The 20,921-nt window shown below is 52.1% G+C and carries 19 protein-coding genes; 5 read left to right on the top strand and 14 right to left on the bottom strand.

Annotation, left to right across the window (positions count from 1 at the left end):
* The first annotated feature begins 775 nt into the window (after nt 1-775).
* Together ACF8D4_RS20610 and ACF8D4_RS20605 are read left to right on the top strand one after the other, a co-directional pair.
* Nucleotides 776-1,936 (top strand): hypothetical protein, encoded by a 1,161-nt coding sequence (locus ACF8D4_RS20610; protein WP_392468948.1) that lies wholly within the window; start codon nt 776-778, stop codon nt 1,934-1,936.
* A 135-nt stretch (nt 1,937-2,071) separates the two neighbouring features.
* Entirely contained in the window at nt 2,072-2,416 is a 345-nt protein-coding gene (locus tag ACF8D4_RS20605; protein WP_071237174.1) for a hypothetical protein, read from the top strand.
* 338 nt (nt 2,417-2,754) lie between these two features.
* On the opposite strand, the gene ACF8D4_RS20600 is transcribed toward ACF8D4_RS20605, so the two are convergent.
* The gene (locus ACF8D4_RS20600) at nt 2,755-3,678 is read right to left on the bottom strand and encodes a transposase (RefSeq protein WP_392466813.1); all 924 of its coding nucleotides are present in this window, start codon (nt 3,676-3,678) and stop codon (nt 2,755-2,757) included.
* Nucleotides 3,679-4,427: 749 nt separating this feature from the next.
* Between ACF8D4_RS20600 and ACF8D4_RS20595 the strand changes: the two genes are divergently transcribed.
* A complete protein-coding gene (locus tag ACF8D4_RS20595; protein WP_392466810.1) occupies nt 4,428-4,721 on the top strand; it encodes a hypothetical protein in 294 nt (97 codons plus the stop codon).
* Nucleotides 4,722-5,507: 786 nt separating this feature from the next.
* On the opposite strand, the gene ACF8D4_RS20590 is transcribed toward ACF8D4_RS20595, so the two are convergent.
* The gene (locus ACF8D4_RS20590) at nt 5,508-6,140 is read right to left on the bottom strand and encodes a DUF2913 family protein (RefSeq protein ID WP_144221285.1); all 633 of its coding nucleotides are present in this window, start codon (nt 6,138-6,140) and stop codon (nt 5,508-5,510) included.
* 295 nt (nt 6,141-6,435) lie between these two features.
* On the opposite strand from ACF8D4_RS20590, the gene ACF8D4_RS20585 reads away from it, so the two are divergent.
* Together ACF8D4_RS20585 and ACF8D4_RS20580 are read left to right on the top strand one after the other, a co-directional pair.
* On the top strand, nt 6,436-6,993 hold the full coding sequence (locus tag ACF8D4_RS20585; protein ID WP_028781593.1) for a DJ-1/PfpI family protein: 558 nt from the start codon (nt 6,436-6,438) through the stop codon (nt 6,991-6,993).
* Nucleotides 6,994-7,070: 77 nt separating this feature from the next.
* A complete protein-coding gene (locus tag ACF8D4_RS20580; protein WP_054745756.1) occupies nt 7,071-7,391 on the top strand; it encodes a ribbon-helix-helix domain-containing protein in 321 nt (106 codons plus the stop codon).
* A gap of 94 nt (nt 7,392-7,485) precedes the next feature.
* Here ACF8D4_RS20580 and ACF8D4_RS20575 read toward each other — a convergent pair whose 3' ends face one another.
* The 12 genes from ACF8D4_RS20575 to leuS form a co-directional block, all read right to left on the bottom strand.
* Nucleotides 7,486-8,787: a DEAD/DEAH box helicase gene (locus ACF8D4_RS20575; protein ID WP_234522666.1), complete on the bottom strand. Its 1,302-nt coding sequence runs from the start codon at nt 8,785-8,787 to the stop codon at nt 7,486-7,488.
* 272 nt (nt 8,788-9,059) lie between these two features.
* A complete protein-coding gene (locus ACF8D4_RS20570; protein ID WP_025011671.1) occupies nt 9,060-10,241 on the bottom strand; it encodes a serine hydrolase in 1,182 nt (393 codons plus the stop codon).
* A 128-nt stretch (nt 10,242-10,369) separates the two neighbouring features.
* Nucleotides 10,370-11,161, bottom strand: a complete 792-nt coding sequence (locus ACF8D4_RS20565; protein WP_025011672.1) for a septal ring lytic transglycosylase RlpA family protein — start codon at nt 11,159-11,161, stop codon at nt 10,370-10,372.
* A complete protein-coding gene (gene mltB / locus ACF8D4_RS20560; protein WP_392468945.1) occupies nt 11,148-12,143 on the bottom strand; it encodes a lytic murein transglycosylase B in 996 nt (331 codons plus the stop codon). Before mltB ends, ACF8D4_RS20565 begins: the two co-directional genes overlap by 14 nt.
* Nucleotides 12,144-12,154: 11 nt before the next feature.
* Entirely contained in the window at nt 12,155-13,258 is a 1,104-nt protein-coding gene (rodA, locus tag ACF8D4_RS20555; protein ID WP_392468943.1) for a rod shape-determining protein RodA, read from the bottom strand.
* Nucleotides 13,242-15,086, bottom strand: a complete 1,845-nt coding sequence (gene mrdA, locus ACF8D4_RS20550) for a penicillin-binding protein 2 (RefSeq protein WP_025011673.1) — start codon at nt 15,084-15,086, stop codon at nt 13,242-13,244. Before mrdA ends, rodA begins: the two co-directional genes overlap by 17 nt.
* An 87-nt stretch (nt 15,087-15,173) precedes the next feature.
* Nucleotides 15,174-15,644 (bottom strand): 23S rRNA (pseudouridine(1915)-N(3))-methyltransferase RlmH, encoded by a 471-nt coding sequence (gene rlmH / locus ACF8D4_RS20545; protein ID WP_039034324.1) that lies wholly within the window; start codon nt 15,642-15,644, stop codon nt 15,174-15,176.
* Nucleotides 15,644-15,973, bottom strand: a complete 330-nt coding sequence (gene rsfS / locus ACF8D4_RS20540) for a ribosome silencing factor (protein ID WP_025011675.1) — start codon at nt 15,971-15,973, stop codon at nt 15,644-15,646. Before rsfS ends, rlmH begins: the two co-directional genes overlap by 1 nt.
* Nucleotides 15,974-16,064: 91 nt before the next feature.
* The gene (gene nadD, locus ACF8D4_RS20535) at nt 16,065-16,757 is read right to left on the bottom strand and encodes a nicotinate-nucleotide adenylyltransferase (RefSeq protein WP_392466800.1); all 693 of its coding nucleotides are present in this window, start codon (nt 16,755-16,757) and stop codon (nt 16,065-16,067) included.
* A gap of 9 nt (nt 16,758-16,766) precedes the next feature.
* On the bottom strand, nt 16,767-17,798 hold the full coding sequence (gene holA / locus ACF8D4_RS20530) for a DNA polymerase III subunit delta (protein ID WP_392466798.1): 1,032 nt from the start codon (nt 17,796-17,798) through the stop codon (nt 16,767-16,769).
* Nucleotides 17,798-18,307, bottom strand: coding sequence for an LPS assembly lipoprotein LptE (gene lptE / locus ACF8D4_RS20525; protein ID WP_392466795.1), 510 nt, complete (start codon nt 18,305-18,307; stop codon nt 17,798-17,800). The genes holA and lptE overlap by 1 nt, the downstream gene beginning before the upstream one ends.
* 17 nt (nt 18,308-18,324) lie before the next feature.
* Nucleotides 18,325-20,904: a leucine--tRNA ligase gene (gene leuS / locus ACF8D4_RS20520; RefSeq protein ID WP_144133335.1), complete on the bottom strand. Its 2,580-nt coding sequence runs from the start codon at nt 20,902-20,904 to the stop codon at nt 18,325-18,327.
* Nucleotides 20,905-20,921 lie beyond the last annotated feature (17 nt).

The following is a 20,921-nucleotide window of genomic DNA, read 5'->3' as shown; positions in this document are numbered from 1 at the left end:
CTTGCAGCGAGTCACAGGATCGCCTGTGCAAAAGGCGCACCGCAGGTGATGGGTTACACCGTGGCCGGAAGCTCGGCCAGTACTAACTTAGGAACTTTTAGCTGGAAGCTATGATAGCCGCTGTGCCAGCGGCTTAAAGTCATGTTGCTTTGGGTTTCAAACCCAGTCAATTCTGTTGTAAAAACAAACCAAATCAGGGTTTTGTTGCCTTTGTCAAAACTTGACCTTTGGCTAATTGTTTTCAAATTCAGTACTGGGTATTGTATAACCAATTCAAACGCTTAGCTTTAGCACTTCCTTAAGCTTAAGGACGAAAGCAACAACACTTTTCCGTTTTCAGCGGAATGTAGGGACAAACAGAGTTTGGACCCGTGCGGTAGCCATGGCTTTACTCAACGCTTTTTGTAGGGTCCTTGGTTTTACTGCTTGGAACGCTTATGACAAGCGCCTCAGAACTGATTTTCTATACAGTATTATTGCCGTTCCAGGAAAAATCCCGGAAATTTGCAGCTAAGTTTGCGCGTTATTTCTTTAACATTTTAGAAAATAACATTAAATTCATAAAGTTAAAAAATACAGCTGGTAGATAATAGGTTTGGAAACCGCGCATGCGCGTTTAGCTGCAAGGGATATTTGGACTAAACTCTATTATATCCAGCGAATACAAACAGATAGCGATGCGCGTTTACGCTCCTCCGAGGACTAAAACGCGCATGCGCACTATACAGCTGTTAAGTGCCTTATCAATATTGGCGTATCTCAAAAGGATTTCCCCATGTCATCTTTGTCAGAACATGATGATTTAAAACAATTTGAAAAAACAACTTGGAAATCAAATCTAACAAGAAGGATTGATAGTTTCAGAGAAGTTATCAACGAAGGAGATAACTTTGAAAAGTTCTTTGGAAAGGAATACCTAGAAAAGTTAACAGAGAAAGAAGCAAGATTAAATTCTTTAATGATGAAGCTTCTAATTTTTTATTCTCTCGTAATGATTTCACTATATTCAGCTCAAAACTCTCAAGGTGTTGAGCTAAGAATACTTGGTTATAGTTTCAAAAATCTAGGATATTATAAAGAGTTTATATTATTTATTGCCGCGGTAATCACGCCTATATCGGCACTTGTAACGGCGTATAAAAGTTACATTAGTGCTTTAATTAAAGAGTGCATAGCCAAAATTGCTCCAGATGAAACTGTCCGAGATTTCTATAAACATCAATGGATAGATTATCCTGCGGATGCATTATTCAAAAAAATGGCTAAAGGTGAAAAAGTTAGTGAGCACGGTTTCTCGGCGTTTCTGGCAGCCTCTATTGCACTAATACTTGTCTTAATATTAATTACTTTAGTCTTGGCGTCTTTTTTCATTCAAGTTGTAGTTATTTATGATGTATACATTAATCCCGCATCATCCGGCTTCATTAATACTTTCGTAATTATTTTTGCATTATCATCCATTATTTTTTCTTGGTTAGTTTCAATCATTCAAATGCCAATGCCAGAAGTGGATTTTAGTAACTACGATAAAGTCTCAAACTTAGAAAAAGAAGATCCTGAAAAGTACAAAAAAGTGATGGATGAAATATCCAAGAGTGAAGCAAAAAAAGATGCTAGATCAATAATATTGACGTCAGCATTAACTTATCTAATTACTTTCTCTGCCTTAAGTTTTATATGGTACGGTCTAACTTTTCAGGATATTTCTGTATTTTTGCCCAAAGCTGTTACTGGAACAATGCTTGTAATGTTTTTCTCAAATGAGTTGCTCGGCTTTGTTCGTAAAATATCATATAGATTATTTTTTAAGTCTTTCCCTGACGCTTCTGATGAAAGAACAAAAGCATTTACAAAATTACAAAAATTTCTATCAATTATGAAAATAGTAATACCTGCAATTTTAACTGTTGTGTATTCACTATATGCTTTCAAATAGAATGGAAGCTAAATGGCACTTAACAAGTCGTTTAAAAGGACAAAAAACAGTTGGCTTTTGCTCCTTCGTCGCTAATTTTAGCCAACAATTTTTTGCCTCTTAACGAGGCGTTATGTTTCGACAGGGATCGAGTAAATGAAGCTTATTGGAAGTAAAATGGAAAGTGACTTCCGTGAAGAGTTGATCCGATCCAACGAGGCGCTTCAAGCCCGTGATTCCAAGTTAAGAATGGCACTAGAGTCTGAAGGTCATGACTACATAAATTCTTATGTTCTGCATTACGTCCCTGAGCAGCTCGAAGACCTATACACAGTGTTGGTAGGTGGGACTTACGTAGTTGACGTAGAAATCGATAAGTACGACGGCTCTAAGAGCACAATAGCACAGAGACACGAGCTAAAGTCTTATCTGCTTAGGCTAAGTAGAATGAATCAAGTTAGGTTGGCGGTTGCGCAGGACTTGGCATGTTCAAAAACATAACAAACAAAGGCAGCATCGCCCTGCGGGCTGGACGCGCTAACGCGCGCCGGTGTTTAAGGCGTTGATATGATTCCCATTGTCAAATAGACACATAAAATAACAATAAAATAACAAAGACACCCATTATTAGCTAAAATAACAAAGACACCCATTATTAGCTGAGTGAAGGCTCTAGTTGCCTGGATCACAGAAACACTAATGTTTTCACTGGCAGAAAATCATCTTTCAAGCCTTTTGAGGGCCATTCGGTTATTGAAATGAGCGAAAAGTCGAATTTCAGACACGATGGAGGTCGAACAAAGTTCGATTGGAGAGAAGTATCTTGGAGCCTCGGGGATTCAGCTAAACAACTTCTGACAATTAGCGGCCCCTTGTCTTCGTCGTCGTTGTAGGTGAGTACAGTAGTCGGTAAGTGACTCCAGTCTACCAACCGGCCCTTTGAATAGACGGCTAAAATCAGTCGTTAACTTGAGCCAGTTGTCGATGGGGATGTTTAAACGATTCAAAATGGTCGTAGTGCCGGCGGTAATCTGACCACGTTTGTCATGGCGGATAATGCGCCCGGTATCATCGACCAGTTGCAGATAATCCTTGGCTTCAAAGTGCAATCCTTGTGGCATGTTCAGCCGTTCATTGCCGACAAAGGGTAACAGCTCAGGTGTGTTTTCGCCCTGCATCGCGGCCCGTATCCGCCGTTGAATACTGGTATAGTCTGAGTCTTCCGGGGTTTTGGCTATTCCCGCGCGGATAGGGTTCAGGTCAACATAAGCCATGCAGGCCAATACGGCTGCATCATCCAATAGCGCCTGGGATTTGAAGCGGCCTTCCCAGAAGCGACCGCTGCATCCGTCTTCCCAATTGGCTTGTCTGGCAATAGGTTCATTGAGCGCGCGCATAAACCAACTGATATCCATCAAACGTTGGCGATAGACTTCAGCGGTTTGTTGCAGGGTGAGATATTCAATATCAGAAAGTGTTTCACCGCGCAGAAAACGCTGAGATAACAGAGTTCCACTGTAAAGCAGATGCCAACGCTGTAAAACCTGCTCCAATGTCCATTCAGTGGCGGTTTTCAAGTCAACTCTGAGTACCAAATGCAGATGATTGGACATGACCGTATAGGCACACAAGTCAATGGCGAACACTGCCGCCAGTTCCAATAGACGGGATTCAACCCAATCACGGCGATGTTCATAGCTCTTGCCGGAATAATCATCAACGCCGCATAGAAAGGCGCGACGTACACAGCGGGACAAATTCATCGGGAATGAATTTGAACAGCTCCAGCTGGCCCGAAGGGGAAAGCACAGGGACGTGCTTTATAAATGCAGTGATAGAAGGGGGGGCCTCAAGACTGACTTGAGCATATCTTTGCCTCGGCATGGCATCCTTTCCTTTTCAAAGGCTCCATTCAAGCCTAGACAAGGCGAGAGAAACCTGCCAAGAATTATGGGTGTCCTTATTTCCCTGAGGCCATGCACAATCGCTCCTTCGGGACTGGACCTCCGTACTGCGTGCTCCGGCCTGTGCTGGCGGCGTTATAACTTATTGGGTTTGGCGTGAAGTATCTATTAATTACGATAGCATTGGTGGCTCCTTGGGTTGGATTCTATTTAGGTGAGAACGTGTATGTTTCTACGTATATGTGGTCGCATCACCTATGTAAATCTACACTGTACGGGTGCTTGAAAATTGATTTTGCCAGTTTTTTTGTCAAAGGGGTGTTTGCTAGTTTGTTGGTAGGGTGGATTCCTATTAGGAAGTATATTGTCGCCGCATTTATCGCCTCAGTATCTATTCTTGTGGTGTGCTTGCATTGGAGGCTGGGTTCGCTTCAAGACTGGCAAATTCTTGGCTACTTGAGCTATCACATGGGGACTACAATTCCCTTATTGTTAGGTTGCTTTCTAGCCTTCTGCAGTATGGCAGCGATAAAAACAAAAGTTATAACAAGAGTCTGCAAGCCGACCTTCGGCGGCTGAGGCGGGCGTTAATGCGAAATAGGACAGTTATGCATTTTAGCGAAGAGGCATTAATCAAGTGTGGCGTTGAAATGGCAGATATCTTTCAGCTTCCACCTCCATCTGATGAGTTGTTTCAAATAAAAATACAAGAAATACTCGTAGATCGAGAGAATTACAAAGGAGTGTTGACTGGGATCATTACTAAAGAGGAAGCCGCGTTGTTGATTTTACAGCACTTCCAAACACTAATTTGTCATAGTGCAGGAAGAGATGAAGCCTCTTTAACCACCGATTGGAGTAGCCTTCTCCAAAAAATTACACAGGCACTTTTCATAAAATGAGGTCACGCACAACAAGGCAATGCAGATGACCTTCGGCACTTGTCACGCGTTTGTATTCGCAACCCGCGCGCCAATTACCTCGACCCGTTATGGCAGCTTTATAATTCAGGCGGTAGAATGGAAAATTTCCGATAGAAAAACTTAAATATACAAGTGCAACGATTTCTGGTGTCGATGGAGACGTTTCACTTGAGATAGGAATAGAACCGTTTGAGCTAAGTCTAGATGGCTATTCTGAGAAAATAGAAACTGTAATTAGTATTGACGGTATTAATTTTCCTACCAAGCTTAGTGAACCTGCTGGTAGAACATTTACTTTCCCTGTAAACCCAGAAGACGGATATATTGATGGGTCAGTTTATTTCTTTTCTGCTCATAATCCTGTTGATATAACGGAAGTCAAATTTGGTGAATCGATAAATGGAAAGTTACCTATGACACTTGAATCATCTTGGGTGCTGGAGTTTGAACTTACAGGGTTTAAAAATTTCAATACAACAATTCAAACGTATCTGAAGTTATAACGAGAAACACAGGACAGCCAAATATTTTTGATGTTTCGCGCAGCCTTGACTAAAAACAACAAAGACCCCCATTATTAGCTGTGTGATAGCCGCTGTGGCCGCGGCCGAAAGTCGCAACCCTCATTCTGTTGGCTAACAATCCCATGATTGAACACAAGGTGGATTCAGTGAACTTGGGCAAGGTTCTGATAAACCGGGAAATGGCTCAGGCGGTGATAGTGTTCGCCAGTGCCATTTCCAAGGTCATTTCCGATGCTGAAAGTTAAGCCTTGAGCAATGCCAATGCGGGCTGTTGGTTATCAGGATAGAGTCGATAAGCCTTATGGTGCTTGATGCAACTGGCTTTCTTATCCCCCTGGCTGAATAGAAGCGCATGTTTGACAGCAAACTGGGCAATCAACTGCTCGTCGGCGCGGATGTAAAGGGTGATGGGTTTTATCAATTTGCCATCGAGCAGATGCTGCTGGTACTGCTCGGCGGAGATCACCAAGCTGTTTTGCCCCTGGTTGTCTAATTTGAGTTTACCGCTTACTTCACAGTCGAGGATGACGAGCCAGTTTTCGGCCTGGAGCTCGGCAATCAGGTTCTGGAGCGATTGCCCCACTGCGGCATTATTGATGGCTGGCAGATACTGCGCCTGGATACGTTGAAGCACCTCGGGTAACTTGGCACCGGCCCCCAGGCTTCGTCCCTCTCTTATCCAGCGAGTGAGATCTTCTGCCAGTAACTTTGAGAAACGTTTCTCTTTTAGTGACTGCACCATCCAGTTGCAGAGAAAATGACTTTCCGCCGCCGGGGTCTTGATGCTGCCGGCGGCATGGTTACGTTCCGCCAAAGCAGCGAGGCCGGCCTGGGTTAATGCCAGCAAGGCCTGATTGTAGCTTTGTTCTGTCATTGTTTTTCCGCGTATAAGAGATATGGATGGGGCGCTGAGTATACCCTAAGCTGCAGTTATCAATATCAGGTAGACAAAGAAAAACCACCACAATGGTTATCAGTAAGACAGTTATCCGGTCTGTCTTCGCAGCTATCTTACTGTAAATTTTTCAATCTCAAGGGTATCTCTTGTCTGCCGGGCAACTGGGTTGTTTAATGAACAGTGTGAGGTAGTAGCCGGTTGTTACCTCTGCCTCTATGGGCTTGGTTAAGATGAGTCTGATGGTGAGTCGATGGAATAACAGGAGAAGACAATGGCTAACGTATTGATCCTTGCCGGTGATTATGTGGAAGACTATGAAATCATGGTGCCGTTTCAGGCGCTGCAGATGGTGGGCCATAAGGTGACTGCCGTGTGCCCTGAAAAAGAGGCCGGTGATACTGTCAGGACGGCTATTCATGATTTTGAAGGCGATCAAACCTACAGTGAAAAACCTGGGCACAATTTCGTCCTCAACGGTGACTTTGAGCAGATAAGTGCCGATGACTTTGATGCGCTGCTGATCCCCGGCGGCCGAGCACCCGAGTATCTGCGTCTCTATGATGAAGTGCTTGAGCTGGTGCGGGCCTTTGCCAAGGCGGATAAGCCGATTGCCGCCGTCTGTCATGGGGCGCAGCTGCTGACCGCCGCCGGAGTGGTGCAGGGCAAGAAGGTGTCGGCTTATCCCGCCTGTGCTCCAGAAGTGCGCCAAGCCGGCGGTGAATATGCCGATATCGAGGTGACAGAAGCGATTACTGACGGCAAGTTGGTTACAGCGCCGGCTTGGCCTGCCCATCCTCAGTGGTTGGCGCAGTTCCATGCCTTACTCTGAATTCCACTGCCCAGGGCCTTGTCCGCTCTGACGGCCAAAGGTCATCTTAACGGGTCTTTCACTTGGCCGGAGATGCTATGTGTGAAATCTATTCCGGGGCGGCTCCCGCCTTGTTTGAGTTGAAAACCCGCTCGGTGCGTTTGGGTGGCGTCGTCACCAGTATTCGCCTGGAAGCGATTTTTTGGCAGTTGCTGGAGGATATCGCTGCCGAGGCGGGGTTGAGTCTCGGTGAGTGCCTCAGCCGTATCCACCAAGAGGCCTGCTGCAAGGAAGGGCGAGTCAGCAATTTTGCATCCTTGCTGCGGGTGGCTTGCACCACCTATCTCAATCGCGGTGAGCGCTTGTCCCTTAGGGGAGCAAGCTTTGCCGCCGAGAATGCAAGTGTTTCCAGCCAGTGAAAAATCCAGCTAAAACCCAACTAGCCAAAAGCCGCGCAGTGCGCGGCTTTTTAATGATTCAACATAGGAGCTAAAGCCCGTCATGCGGGGCGGCTCATTTGAGCTTCTTGGGCTTGATGCCACCGGAGCCGACTTTAACCTTAACTCTGCGGCCGGACATGCTCTTTTCCGCTGCGACTTGCTCCGAGGCGCTGCTGGCGCCCGGCTTTTTCTTGGCGAAGCTGCGGCGTTTTTGCAGTTGCTTGAGCAGGAGATCGCGATTACTCACTTCATAGCCTGGCATCATAATGCGCTTGAGTTTTTGGCCGATCAGTTTTTCGATGTCGGCCAGAGTGCGCTCTTCTTCGCGGCTGACAAAAGAGATGGCGACACCCGTCTTGCCGGCGCGGCCGGTGCGACCGATACGGTGCACATAGTCCTCCGCCAGGAAGGGCAGATCGTAATTGACCACATACTCGAGATCCGGAATATCCAGGCCGCGGGCGGCCACTTCGGTGGATACCAATACCCGTACCTTACCTTCCTTGAATTCTCTGAGCGCCCGGCGGCGGCTGCCCTGGGCTTTTTCACTGTGCACCACGGCACTGGCGATACCGTCGAGATTCAGCTCCTTGACCAGATGATCCGCGTCTTCACGGGTGGCGGTAAACACCAGCACCTGCTGCCAGTTCTTGCGCCCGATAAGTTCAGACAGGAGTTCACGCTTGCGGCGCTGCTCTACCGGGTAGACCACCTGGCTGACGGTCACCGCTGTGGTGTTTTGGCGGTCGGCCGTGATGACCTTGGGCTTGTTCATTATCTCATCGGCCAGGCGCCTTACCGCGCCAGAGAAGGTGGCCGAGAACATCAGATTTTGCCGCTGCTTGGCGGCGCTCTGAAGTATTTTGTTGATATCGTTGATAAAGCCCATATCCAGCATACGGTCGGCTTCATCCAGCACCAGCACTTCCAGCGAGCCCAGGCTCAGGTTACCGGCCAGCAGTTGTTCCAGTAAACGCCCCGGAGTGGCCACCACTATGTCGGCGCCTTGCTTGAGCTTGTTGACCTGAGATGCCGACTTGACGCCGCCAAACAAAGTAGCCACCGACAGTTGCAGGTATTTGCCGTATTGGCGGGCATTGTCGGCAACCTGGGACACCAGCTCACGGGTCGGTGCCAGGATCAGGGCCCGGATATTGCCGGGTTTGAGTTCGAGCGGGTTATCCTGCAGGCGCTGCAAAATAGGCAGCACAAAGGCGGCTGTCTTGCCTGTGCCCGTCTGGGCGCTGGCCAGCACGTCCTGACCGCGGCGAACCGCAGGGATAGCCTGTCTCTGAATCGGTGTCATGCTCTCATAACCGCACTCATTGAGCGCGCGGAGTATTTCGGGGGCAAAACTGTAAGATTCAAACTTCATCTCGATATTCCTGTATTCAACCGCTTGGCGTGTGTCTTAGCTGTTTCGGGTGTCGGCGGCCCAAATGCCGGAAGCTCAGGCCTGAGTAAACGCCAAGTGCCGGGATAACCCGGGCGGGCGCGGAGTATAGCAAAAAAATCCACCAAGGCCTGCTCATTTCTGCTTTATTCTTGCGCTGCAAGGATAAATGCCCTGAGGCGCTGCGGATATCACTGTCTCTTGCAGATACAAGAATGCCGCCCGCAGGCGGCATTCTCTCACGATTTATTGGCTTAGCTGAACCAGCCGGCAAACATCTGCTTGAAGTAGTCCATCAGCTTGCTGAACCAGCTGCCTTCGTTGACTTCTTCCAATGTCACCAGTGGGAACTGGGCAATGTCTTTGCCATCGAGCTGGAAGTATACCCGGCCGACGACTTCACCCTTGGCCAGCGGTGCGGTCAGCTCTTTGGTCAGTTCGAAGTTGGCCTGCAGGTTTTTAGCCTGACCCCGGTTGATAGTGACAGGAGTGTCAGTGGTTACACCCAAGTCCACTGTGTCACGGTCGCCGTACCAGATCTTCTGGGTGACAAAGCTGTCACCGGCCTTGTAAGGGGTGATGGTTTCAAAGAAACGGAAGCCATAGTTGAGCAGTTTCTTGCTCTCGGCCTTACGGGCGGCTTCACTCTTGGTGCCCATGACCACGGCAATCAGGCGCATGCCATCTTTGGTGGCTGAGGATACCAGGTTATAGCCGGCACCCGAGGTGTGGCCTGTCTTGATGCCGTCGACATTGAGGCTGTTATCCCACAAGAGGCCGTTACGGTTGTACTGCTTGATACCGTTGTAGGTAAAAGATTTTTCCTTGTAGATATCGTACTCGTTGGGTACATCACGGATGAGGGCCGCGCCCAGCAGCGCCATATCATAGGCGGTAGATTTGTGGTTGTCTGAATCCAGGCCGTGGGAGTTTTCAAAGTAGCTGTCACGCATGCCCAGCTGTTTGGCCCAGGAGTTCATCAGATCGACGAAGGCGCCTTCGGTTCCGGCAATGTGCTCGGCCATGGCAACACAGGCATCGTTACCGGATTGGATAATGATACCCCGGTTCAGATCCGAGACTTTAACCGTCTTGCCGACTTCGATAAACATCTTGGAGGAGTCGGGGAAGTTCTTCGACCAGGCGTTCTTGCTGATGGTCACATCGTCATCGGGAGAGACATTACCCGCCTTGATCTCCTGACCTATGACATAGCTGGTCATCATCTTGGTCAGGCTGGCAGGGTTGAGGCTTTCGTAGGCGTTATTTTCCGCCAGTAAGCGCCCTGAGTTGTAATCCATCAAGACATAGGCCTTGGCGGCAACATCCGGTGCATCTGGGACGACTATCGGGGCATTGTTGGCCTGTGCGGCGGAAACTGAGGCACAGGCGAACAACAGAAAGGCTTTCGCGGGACTTTTTACAAAATTCATCATTACCTGAATACGTCTTCTGGTTGGAGTCGGAAAATATGCTGAAATTCGCAGCGAGTATAACATTAGTCGACCGGAGATTTCAGTTAAGGTTCCTTAATTAGTTAAAAATATGGTGGAATTTTGAACGCTTATGATTTTGGTTCAGTCACCATATAGCTGCTCGGGAAGCCTTCCTGCTTCAGCTTTTCCAGCAATTTGGCGGCAATACCTTCATGGCTGACCGGGCCGAGTTGCAGCCTGTATACCGGCTTGGCATCGGTAATCCGGCTCTTGACCTGATACTTGTTTTCAAGCTCTGAAGCCAACTCAAGCAGACGTTCGCGCGAGCCGGATGCCATCACCTGCACATAGTGCAAATTGTCGCTGCGAAGCTCGGCCATGGTCTGGCTCTCTTCACTGTCCTCAAACAGGACTTCCAGCCTCACCCTGGCGGTGCCTGTCTTCAGCATGTCCAGCCGGTAAGCCGCGGCGTAGGACAGATCTATCACTCGGTCGGGGTGAAAGGGGCCACGGTCATTGACCCTGACCACCACGCTCTTGTTGTTGGCCAGGTTGGTGACCCTGACATAGCTGGGCAGTGGCAATGTCTTGTGCGCCGCCGACATGGAGTACATGTCATAGGTTTCACCGTTGGAGGTCAGATGGCCGTGAAACTTGGCGCCATACCAGGATGCCAGCCCCTCAACCTTGTACCCCTTGCCGGACGGCATCACCTGGTAGGATTTTCCTCTGACCTGGTAATCCTTGTTGCCCTGTTTGCTGTAGGGTTCGAACCTGGGATGGGCATCTTCCACCTTGGAGACATCCGGGGCATCGGCCGGAGGCCTATCATCTTTCATGGTGTAACGGCCCGAGTTGCCGGCACAGGCGGCCAGCAGAATAGAGGCGGTCAGTGGCAGCAATAGTTTAAGTCTTGTCATGGTGGGCTTTGAGTTGTTCACTGAATTGATAAACCGCCATGGCGTACAGCGGGCTACGATTGTAACGGGTGATCACATAGAAATTGTTCAGCCCCAGCCAATAGTCTTTGGCATCGGCCTGTTCCAACTCGATAAGCAGTGCTTTTTGGCTGGCATCCAGATCCCGGTTTTCCTTCAGTGCCACCTCGGGAGAGAGGATATCGGCCACTTGGTAATTGAGCCTTTCTCCCTTCCAGACCTTGGCCTTGGGCGTGGCTGTGGTGCTCAGTTCCAGTGCCACCGGCTCACCGGCTTTCCATCCGTGACGATGAAAATAGTTGGCTACTGAGCCTATGGCATCGTCGACACTGCCCAGCAGATCCCGCTTGCCGTCACAGTCAAAGTCGACCGCGTAGGCCAGATAGCTTGAAGGAATAAACTGGCCATAGCCCATGGCGCCGGCGTAGGAGCCCAGGAGGGTTTCCTTATCGAGTTGCTCCTCTTTAAGCAGCGTCATCAGCTTGGCAAATTCGCCGCGAAAGAAAGTCGCCCGTGGCGGGTAGTAGAATCCCAGGGTATAGAGGGCATCGATCACCGGGTACTTGCCCATGTAACCGCCGTAGAAGGTTTCAATACCGATAATGGCCACTATGATTTGCGGATCCACGCCATAGGTCTTGGCGGCGCGCGCTATGGTCTGTTCGTGCTGCTGCCAGAAACTCAGCCCGGCTTCGAGGCGCTTCTCGGTCAGAAAAATGGGGTAGTACTGATGCCAGGGTTTGGCCTCCCAAGGACTGGAGATGGCATCCAATACCGCCTGGTTTTTCTGGGCCGAGGCGAGGAAGCTTTCGACTTCCTCCTGGCTAAAGCCCTGACTCTGTTGCTGTTTGATAAAATCCTGCTTGAGCTGCTCGGGAGAGGGCACCTCGGCGGTGGCACAGGCGCTGAGGTTGAGACTCAGCAGCAGGCCCAGAGGTGCGAGCAGCTTTTTGAATGTCGGCATGTAAGGCGTTCCTATCTGTCGATGAAGCGTCTATGGGTGTGAATACTCATTAGAATGCCAAAAGCGGCCATCAATGTCAGCATAGAGGTGCCGCCATAACTTATCAGCGGCAGTGGGACTCCCACTACGGGCAAAATACCGGACACCATGCCGATATTCACAAACACATAAACGAAGAAGGTGAGGGTCAGCGAGCCGGCCAGCAAGCGGGCAAAGCTGGTTTGAGCCCTGGAGGCGATCACCAGGCCGCGGCCGATTACATAGAGATAGAGTGCCAGCAGCAGCAGACTGCCGATGAGGCCAAACTCCTCACCGATCACGGCGAATATAAAGTCGGTGTGGCGCTCCGGCAAAAACTCCAGCTGCGACTGAGTACCATCGAGCCAGCCCTTGCCCCAGAGTCCGCCTGAACCTATGGCAATCTTGGACTGAATGATGTGGTAGCCGGTACCGAGCGGATCGGCCTCGGGATCCAGCAAGGTCATCACTCGATTGCGCTGGTAGTCGTGCATCAAAAAGAACCACAGAATCGGTAGCAGCGCCAGCACGGCGGCGATAAAACCGCCGACAATGGCCCAGCTCATGCCGGAGAGAAACAGTACAAAGATCCCCGAGGCGGCCACCAGAATTGAGGTGCCGAGATCCGGCTGTTTGGCGATAAGCAGAGTGGGGATAAGCAAAATCACCCCGGCACCGGCCAGATAACGTTTCTTCGGCGGCAAGGGAAACTTGGAGATAAACCAGGCCATGGTGATAGGGAAGGCCAGTTTCATCAGCTCAGACGGCTGAAACTCCATAAAGCCCAGGTTGAGCCAGCGTTGGGCGCCCTTGTTGATCTCACCGAAGAAATGCACCCCCAGCAGCAGGGCGACCCCGGCAATATAGATGGGCAGAGCCCAACGGCGAAACACTTCGGGGTTAATCTGGGCGATAAACAGCATCAACCCAAGGGACAGCCCCATACGGAATAGCTGCCTTTCCATCATGGCCAGGTCTTCACCGCTGGCAGAATAGATGACGAACAGGCCAAAGCCCATCAGGCCCAGGATGCCGAGCAGCAGCGGCAGATCGATATGTATCTTCTGCCAGATATTGGGTTTACGGCTGTGGCTCATGTTTCAACTCCCAGGTATCCCTTAGCAGATATTCATCCAGCATGGCCCGGGCAACCGGCCCGGCGTTGGCGCCGCCCCAACCGGCGTTTTCCAGTACCACCGCCAGCACTATTTTCGGATTTTCGTAGGGGGCATAGGCGATGATCAGCGCGTTGTCGCGCAGATGCTCGTCAATGGAGTCCGCATCATACTTCTCATCTTCGGCAACGCTGAAGACCTGGGCGGTACCTGTCTTCATCGCCGCGGTATAACTGGCATCAGTGAAGCGACTCTTCTGCGCGGTGCGGCGCATGGCCTCGTTGATGATCTCCCAGTTATTTTTGTTTTTCAGCACTATCGGCGGCCTTTCATCCACCGGCGTCTCAATGCGGGCTGTGTTGTCCTTGATGGCCTTGAGCAGGTGCGGGGTAAAACGTTTGCCGCGGTTGGCCAAAATGGCTGTGGCATTGGCCAGCTGCAACGGCGTGGTGGTCCAGTAACCCTGGCCAATCCCGACCGAGATGGTGTCGCCTATGTACCAAGGTTGGTTGTACTTGAGGCGTTTCCAGTCCCTCGATGGCATTACCCCGGCAGACTCTTCGAAGATATCCACCCCGGTATTCTGACCGAAGCCGAATTGATCCATGAAGCCGGAAATCTTGTCGATGCCCACTTTGTAAGCCATGTCGTAGTAGAAGGTATCGCAGGAGTGAACTATGGAGTCATATACGTCCACCCAGCCGTGGCCCCAGCGTTTCCAGTCGCGATATTTACGGTCGACCCCAGGGATCTGCCAGAAGCCGGGATCCCAGATGCGGGTCTTCTCGCTAATGGTTTGATCTTCCAGCCCCAAGAGCGCCAGATGTGGTTTGACCGTGGAGGCCGGGGCATATTGCCCTTGGGTTGCACGGTTAATCAAGGGGCGCGAGCGGCTGTTGAGTAGCTCGCTGTAGGCCTTGGAACTGATCCCGTGCACAAATTGGTTCGGGTCATAGCTGGGGCTGGAGACCATGGCCAGAATCCCGCCGTCTCTTGGGTCTATCGCCACGATTGAGCCGCGGCGGCCATCCAGCAGTTCGGTGGCCTTTTGCTGCAGCTGCAGATCCAGCGTCAGGTAGATATCCTGTCCTGGCTCGGGCTGGGTCACCTTGAGGGTGCGAACACTGCGCCCCAGGTTGTTGACCTCTTCCTCCAGATGCCCGGGCAGGCCGTGGAGCAGGCTCTCATAGAACTTTTCTATCCCCTGTTTGCCAATGTCTTTGGTGGCGGCATAGTTCTTCCAACTGCCGGAGCGTTCCAGCGCGTCTCTGTCCCTGGAGTTGATTTTGCCGACATAGCCCAGCACATGGGTCAGCAGGCTGCTGTAGGGATAGTGGCGTTTAAGACCGGCATCGACATAGAAACCATCGAACCTGTGTTGGTTAACACTGAACAGGGCCACCTCGTCTTCCGTCAGCCGGGTCTTGAGCGGCAAGGGCTTGAAGCGACGGTGATATTTCAGTGACTCGGTGAAGCTGTCGCGCTCATCCTGACTGAGGTCGATAACGGTTGAGAGTTCATCCAGCGTCTGCTGCATGTTCTTCACCTTCTCCGGGATCACTTCCAGGGTGTAGAAGGGCAGGTTCTCTGCCAGCAGCTTGCCGTTACGGTCATAGATCAGGCCGCGGCTGGGCGCCAGCGGTACCACTCGGATACGGTTATCATTGGAGCGGGTTTCGTAGTCTTTGAAAGACACCACCTGCAGATAGTAGAGGTTGCCGAGCAACAGGCTGAGCAAAGCGACCACGCAGACAAAGGTAAACAGCGCCCGGCGTTTGAACAGTGCCGCCTCGGCGGCGTGATCATGCATGGTTATTCGCTTTCTACGCGGCAATGGATTCTCTCCGGCTCAAACAGTTAATGCAAAGTCAGCTAATGCAAGTGGCTCTTGGGTGCCTTATTCCCTGTGGTAGGGATGATTGTTGTTGATGCTCCAGGCCCGGTAAAGACTCTCGGCCACCACGACTCTCACCAAGGGGTGGGGCAGGGTCAGGGCCGACAGACACCAGCTTTGGCTGGCGGCTTGTTTACAGGCGGGAGCCAAGCCTTCCGGGCCGCCTATCAGCAGGCTGACATCCCGGCCATCGAGCTGCCATTTTTCCATGGCAGAGGCGAGTTCCGGAGTAGTCCAGTTCCTGCCCGGCAGATCCAGAGTGACGATATGGTTGCCCTTGGGAATCGCGGCCAACATGGCTTCACCCTCTTTTTGCAGAATACGGGCGATATCGGCATTCTTGCCCCGCTTGCCGGCGGGAATTTCAACCAACTCCAGCGCCATGTCCCTGGGGAAGCGGCGCTGGTACTCGGCGAAACCCTTGCTGACCCAGTCCGGCATTTTGGTGCCTACGGCAACGAGTTGCAGTTTCATCAGGCGTTGGCGTCAGACCAGAGTTTTTCCAACTGGTAATGTTCGCGGGTTTGCTCCTGCATCACATGCAGAATCACATCACCCAGATCCACCAGAACCCAGTCGCTGCTGTCGCGGCCTTCTACGCCCTGAGGTTGCATGCCGGCTTGCTTGGCTTCGGCAACCACATTTTCAGCAATGGCGCGAACATGGGTCTTGGATGTGCCTGAGCAGATAACCATAAAGTCGGTCACGTTGGACTTTTTGCTGACATCCAGCACCACTATGTCCCGTGCCTTGAGATCATCGACCTTGTCGACAACAAATTGTTTCAGTTCTGTGCCTTGCACGCTGAAGATCCTCTCATGTTTTTGATCAAGCGCAGTAGTATATCAGCGCTGGCGGGCAAGTCCCATAGCATTTATCGCCCATCCACCGCAGTTAACCGCCAAGATAGAGGCGGTTTGCGATTATATACTCGAGCACGGCTTTGGGCATGGCGGCGCGGCAGGCATTAATGTCACCGACGGCGATGGCGCGGCGAATGGCCGTGGAGGAGAAGGGCTGCGGCTCGACCGGGAGGCTGATGATTTTGCCGTATTGCGCATTTTCAATGTCATGGTCACTGCCATTGCCATTTTCATCGTCACAGGCTCTTGCCGCCAAGGCCTGGGTGACCGAGCAGCCTCTTTGGGCCAGTTCGGTTTGGATTTCGGCGTCCTTTGGCAGGTGCCAGTCCGGGCGCTGGCAAACCACCAGGTTACACAGGGAAAACAGCCGCTGCCATTGATGCCAGCTCGGCAGCGACAGCAAGGAATCTGTACCCATGATGAATTGGAATTCGGCGCCTGGGAAAGCCTGCTGCAGCGCTTCCAGCGTCGCTACGCTGTAGGAGGGGGCATTGCGCTTGAGCTCGATATCGCAAATGTCCATATCGGGGAACTCGTCGCAGGCCAGTTTAAGCATGGCCAGGCGCTGCTCGCTGCTGGCGGTGGCCTTGGCCTTGTGCGGCGGAATATGGTTCGGCAGCAACCAGAGCTTATCCAGCTCTAGCCGGGCTTTGACTTCGGCCGCGGGTTTGAGGTGACCATAGTGAACTGGGTCGAAAGTACCGCCCATCAGCCCGATACGCATCCTGCCTCCTCAGTCGAACTCAATATGGCCAAGGTGGCGCGCCGCCTTGGGATCGAACAGCAAACACAGATGGGAAAGGCCGGTCCAGTTTTCCTGGCCTTGTTGTTTCAGTGCCAGCTCCAGCTTGGAGGCGATAGCCAGCATGGACTCTATGGCTTCCAGGCTCAGCCGGGTGAGGGCGCCCTGATAGAGCGGCTTGCGCTTGTCCCAAATTCTATGCTTGCCGAACAGGCTATTGAGGCTCTCGCCCTGACTGCGGGCCGATTGCAGCGTCAGCAGCAAGGTCAGCTCTTTTTGCAGCGCCCAATGGATAATGGGCATGGCGGTTTCTTCGGCCTTGAGCTGGGCGAGGATATGCTGGGCCTTATCCTGTTGGTTAGCCAGCAGGGCATCGGTCAATTGGAACACGCTGAAGCGGGATTGATCTTCGAAGTAGCGGCTCAGCTCTTCGCTGTCTACAGGACGGGCACCGGCCAGCAGCTGCAGCAGTTGCATCGCCTGATCGGCCGCCAGCAGATTGCCTTCGTAAAGGGCATACAGCATGGCTCTGGCATCGTTTTTGAGATTGAGCCGATAGTATTGAATACGGCCGTCGAGCCAGCGCTGGAACTGGGCCCCTTCGGGTGTGGCGCAAGGAACATAAAGACCTTGGCTGTCCAGGGCTTTGAACCACTTGCTGTTTTGCTGATCGCGGCCAAGCTTGGGGCCGTCGATGATCAACACTATATCCGGGTTTTGTTCAGCAATAAGGTTTTGCAGCATGGCGCCGCCATCTGCACCCGGCTTGGCCTGGGGCAGGTTGAGTTCTATGATTCTGCGACTGGCAAACAGGCTCATGGCGTGCCATTCGTTGGCGAGATCCTGCCAGTTGAAGTTAGCTTCCTGAGTCAGTTGCAACCTTTCTTCAAAGCCTTGGCTGCGGGCGGCAGCCAGGATTTGCCGCTTGCTGCTGTCCAGCAGATAGGGATCGTCGCCCAGCAGCAGATAGCAGGATTTCAGCGGCGACAACTGCCGGTGTAACTGATCCGGATAGACCCGCATCAGTTCACCTCAATGGCGGCCAGAGTCTGGATGATGTTATCGGCAGCTTGAATGCGCATCTCTTTGACCAGCAACTCCATCTCCCGGCTCTTGGCCAGCGCGGTGCGGGGGTCGTCGAGATAATCGCGGCGGATTTCCACATCGAAAGGTTGTGCTTCCTTGCCCGGCAGAGACACGGCAAAACGCACATGGTAGATGAGTTCATATTCGGCGACGTTGCCTGTGGGGTAGAGCGACAAGGTTGAGCGCTCCAGAGTGTCGCTCAGCAGCACCAGCCGGGGAATACCCTTGGCGGGTTCCTCTATGCCGACATTGTTGAGACGCAGGCGTTCACGCACCAGGCGGCTCAGTTCGCTGTATTTGTCGCTGCTCTCAAGGCTCAGCTTGCTGAGCTCGGGCGGAATGGAATAACTTCCCTGAAGTTGAAAGCCGCAACCGGTACTGGTCATAACGACCAGTGCCAGCAGGGCGAACATCAACTGCTTCACGCTTAAAGATAGTTTCAGCATGGATGTCCTGTTTTTTCTCAGTTGGCGACTATGTTCAGCAGTTTACCTGGAACATAGATCACCTTGCGGATGGTCTTGCCTTCGGTGTGCTTGATCACCTGTTCATCGGCCAGACCCAGGGCTTCGACCTCTTCCTTGGCAGCATCGGCCGCCACAGTGATCTTGGCTCTGAGCTTACCGTTGACCTGCACCACGATCAGCTTGCTGTCTTCGACCAGTGCAGATTCGTCGGTTTCAGGCCAGCTGGCTGACTCGATATCGCCTTCCATGCCCAGCTCCTGCCACAGGTTGAAGCTCAGGTGTGGGGTGATGGGGTACAAGAGACGCACCACGGCAGACAGGGCTTCGGCCATCAGGGCTCTGTCCTGCTCGGTTTCCTGCGGAGCCTTCTGCAGCGCGTTCATCAGTTCCATCACGGCGGCAATGGCGGTGTTGAACATCTGGCGGCGGCCGATATCGTCGGTCACCTTGGCTATGGTCTTGTGCAGTTCGCGGCGCAGCGTTTTCTGCTCGCCGGTCAGTGCCGCTATATCCAGCGCTGGAGCCGCGCCTTTGGCGATATGGTCATGGGCCAGTTTCCACAGACGCTTGATAAAGCGGTGGGCGCCTTCCACGCCGGACTCCTGCCATTCCAATGTCAGCTCCGGTGGTGAGGCAAACATCATGAACAGTCGCACAGTATCGGCGCCGTACTTCTCCACCATCACTTGCGGATCGATGCCGTTGTTTTTCGACTTGGACATCTTGCTCATGCCGGTGTAAGTCAGCTCATGGCCTTCATTGTCCACGGCCTTGAGGATCCGACCCTTGTCGTCTTTCTCAACCACAGTCACTTCCAGTGGCGATACCCAAACGCGGGCGCCCTTCTCGTTGCTGTAGTAGAAGGCATCGGCCAGTACCATGCCTTGAGTCAACAGACGCTTGGCAGGTTCGTTGGAGTTAACCAAACCGGCATCACGCAACAGTTTGTGGAAGAAACGGAAGTACAACAGGTGCATACAGGCGTGTTCGATACCGCCTATGTATTGATCTACCGGCAGCCAGTAGTCGGCCTTGGCTGGATCCAGCATCTGATCTGCCTTGGGTGAGCAGTAGCGGGCATAGTACCAGCTGGACTCCATAAAGGTGTCGAAGGTGTCGGTTTCGCGCAGGGCATTTTGGCCGTTGACTGTGGTCTTGGCCCACTCTTTGTCGGCCTTGATTGGGCTCTGGACCCCATCCATGACCACGTCTTCCGGCAGAATGACCGGCAGTTGCTCTTCCGGCGTCGGCATCACAGTGCCGTCTTCCAGAGTCACCATAGGGATAGGTGCGCCCCAGTAGCGCTGGCGGCTGACGCCCCAGTCGCGCAGGCGGAAATTAACCTGGCGCTTGCCTTTGCCTTCGGCACTCAGCTTGTCGGCGATGGCGTTGAAGGCGGCTTCAAAGTCCAGACCATCGAACTCGGCTGAGTTGAACAGTATGCCTTTTTCAGTGTAAGCGGCTTCAGAGATATCCAGCTCGCCATCGGCAGGCTTAATCACGCCCTTGATGGCCAGGCCATACTTGGTGGCGAATTCATAGTCACGCTGGTCGTGGCCGGGAACCGACATCACGGCGCCGGTACCATAGTTCATCAGGACAAAGTTGGCGGCCCAAACCGGGACTTCTTCGCCTGTCAGCGGGTGGATCGCCTTGAGGCCGGTATCGACACCTTTCTTCTCCATGGTGGCCAGCTCAGCCTCGGAGGCGGTGCTCTGCTTGCACTCTTCAACAAAGGCTGCCAGCGCCGGGTTGTTGGCGGCGGCTTTCTCGGCCAGCGGGTGACCGGCGGCAATGGCCACATAGGTCACGCCCATCACGGTATCCGGACGTGTGGTGTAGATGTCGAAGCTATCGTCGGAACCGGCCACCTTGAAGGTCATCTCGACGCCTTCGGAGCGACCAATCCAGTTACGCTGCATGGTCTTGACCTGCTCAGGCCAACCTTCGAGGGTATCGATATCGTTCAGCAGCTCTTCGGCGTACTGAGTGATCTTGATAAACCACTGAGGGATCTCTTTCTGCTCAACCACAGTGTCGCAGCGCCAGCAGCAACCATCGATAACCTGCTCGTTGGCCAGCACAGTCTGGTCATTGGGGCACCAGTTGACCGAAGCTGTTTTCTTGTACACCAAGCCTTTTTCATACAGTTTGGTGAAGAACCACTGTTCCCAGCGATAGTATTCCGGGGTACAGGTGGCAATTTCACGGCTCCAGTCGTAGCCGAAACCCAGCATTTTCAGCTGGTTCTTCATGTAATCTATGTTTTCATAGGTCCAAGGCGCCGGCGCAGTGGCGTTCTTGATCGCGGCATTTTCTGCCGGCAGACCGAAGGCATCCCAGCCGATGGGCTGAAGCACATTTTTACCCTGCAGACGCTGGAAACGGGAAACTACGTCACCTATGGTGTAGTTACGCACGTGTCCCATATGCAGCCGACCTGAAGGATAGGGGAACATAGAGAGGCAGTAGAACTTCTCTTTACTCGGATCTTCGGTGACTTCAAAAGTTTTCTTTTCTGCCCAGTGCGTTTGCACTTTGGCTTCGATTTCTGAGGGATTATATTGCTCTTGCATCAGGTTTTTCGGCAATG

The sequence above is a fragment of the Shewanella sp. YQ_9 genome (genome assembly GCF_043103185.1).
GTDB classification, from domain to species: domain Bacteria; phylum Pseudomonadota; class Gammaproteobacteria; order Enterobacterales; family Shewanellaceae; genus Shewanella; species Shewanella algae.
The sequence above is the reverse complement of the archived record's forward strand: the minus strand, read 5'-3'. Positions and strand labels throughout refer to the sequence as shown.

What these genes read in the sequence shown, in the direction of transcription:
- ACF8D4_RS20565 (WP_025011672.1), bottom strand. Translation starts at nt 11,161, where the DNA reads ATGACAAGACTTAAACTATTGCTGCCACTGACCGCCTCTATTCTGCTG.
- ACF8D4_RS20570 (WP_025011671.1), bottom strand. Translation starts at nt 10,241, where the DNA reads ATGATGAATTTTGTAAAAAGTCCCGCGAAAGCCTTTCTGTTGTTCGCC.
- holA (WP_392466798.1), bottom strand. Translation starts at nt 17,798, where the DNA reads ATGCGGGTCTATCCGGATCAGTTACACCGGCAGTTGTCGCCGCTGAAA.
- mltB (WP_392468945.1), bottom strand. Translation starts at nt 12,143, where the DNA reads ATGCCGACATTCAAAAAGCTGCTCGCACCTCTGGGCCTGCTGCTGAGT.
- ACF8D4_RS20595 (WP_392466810.1), top strand. Translation starts at nt 4,428, where the DNA reads ATGCATTTTAGCGAAGAGGCATTAATCAAGTGTGGCGTTGAAATGGCA.
- mrdA (WP_025011673.1), bottom strand. Translation starts at nt 15,086, where the DNA reads ATGCATGATCACGCCGCCGAGGCGGCACTGTTCAAACGCCGGGCGCTG.
- nadD (WP_392466800.1), bottom strand. Translation starts at nt 16,757, where the DNA reads ATGCGTATCGGGCTGATGGGCGGTACTTTCGACCCAGTTCACTATGGT.
- ACF8D4_RS20580 (WP_054745756.1), top strand. Translation starts at nt 7,071, where the DNA reads ATGTGTGAAATCTATTCCGGGGCGGCTCCCGCCTTGTTTGAGTTGAAA.
- ACF8D4_RS20590 (WP_144221285.1), bottom strand. Translation starts at nt 6,140, where the DNA reads ATGACAGAACAAAGCTACAATCAGGCCTTGCTGGCATTAACCCAGGCC.
- rodA (WP_392468943.1), bottom strand. Translation starts at nt 13,258, where the DNA reads ATGAGCCACAGCCGTAAACCCAATATCTGGCAGAAGATACATATCGAT.
- leuS (WP_144133335.1), bottom strand. Translation starts at nt 20,904, where the DNA reads ATGCAAGAGCAATATAATCCCTCAGAAATCGAAGCCAAAGTGCAAACG.
- ACF8D4_RS20585 (WP_028781593.1), top strand. Translation starts at nt 6,436, where the DNA reads ATGGCTAACGTATTGATCCTTGCCGGTGATTATGTGGAAGACTATGAA.
- ACF8D4_RS20575 (WP_234522666.1), bottom strand. Translation starts at nt 8,787, where the DNA reads ATGAAGTTTGAATCTTACAGTTTTGCCCCCGAAATACTCCGCGCGCTC.
- rlmH (WP_039034324.1), bottom strand. Translation starts at nt 15,644, where the DNA reads ATGAAACTGCAACTCGTTGCCGTAGGCACCAAAATGCCGGACTGGGTC.
- lptE (WP_392466795.1), bottom strand. Translation starts at nt 18,307, where the DNA reads ATGCTGAAACTATCTTTAAGCGTGAAGCAGTTGATGTTCGCCCTGCTG.
- ACF8D4_RS20605 (WP_071237174.1), top strand. Translation starts at nt 2,072, where the DNA reads ATGAAGCTTATTGGAAGTAAAATGGAAAGTGACTTCCGTGAAGAGTTG.
- ACF8D4_RS20610 (WP_392468948.1), top strand. Translation starts at nt 776, where the DNA reads ATGTCATCTTTGTCAGAACATGATGATTTAAAACAATTTGAAAAAACA.
- ACF8D4_RS20600 (WP_392466813.1), bottom strand. Translation starts at nt 3,678, where the DNA reads ATGAATTTGTCCCGCTGTGTACGTCGCGCCTTTCTATGCGGCGTTGAT.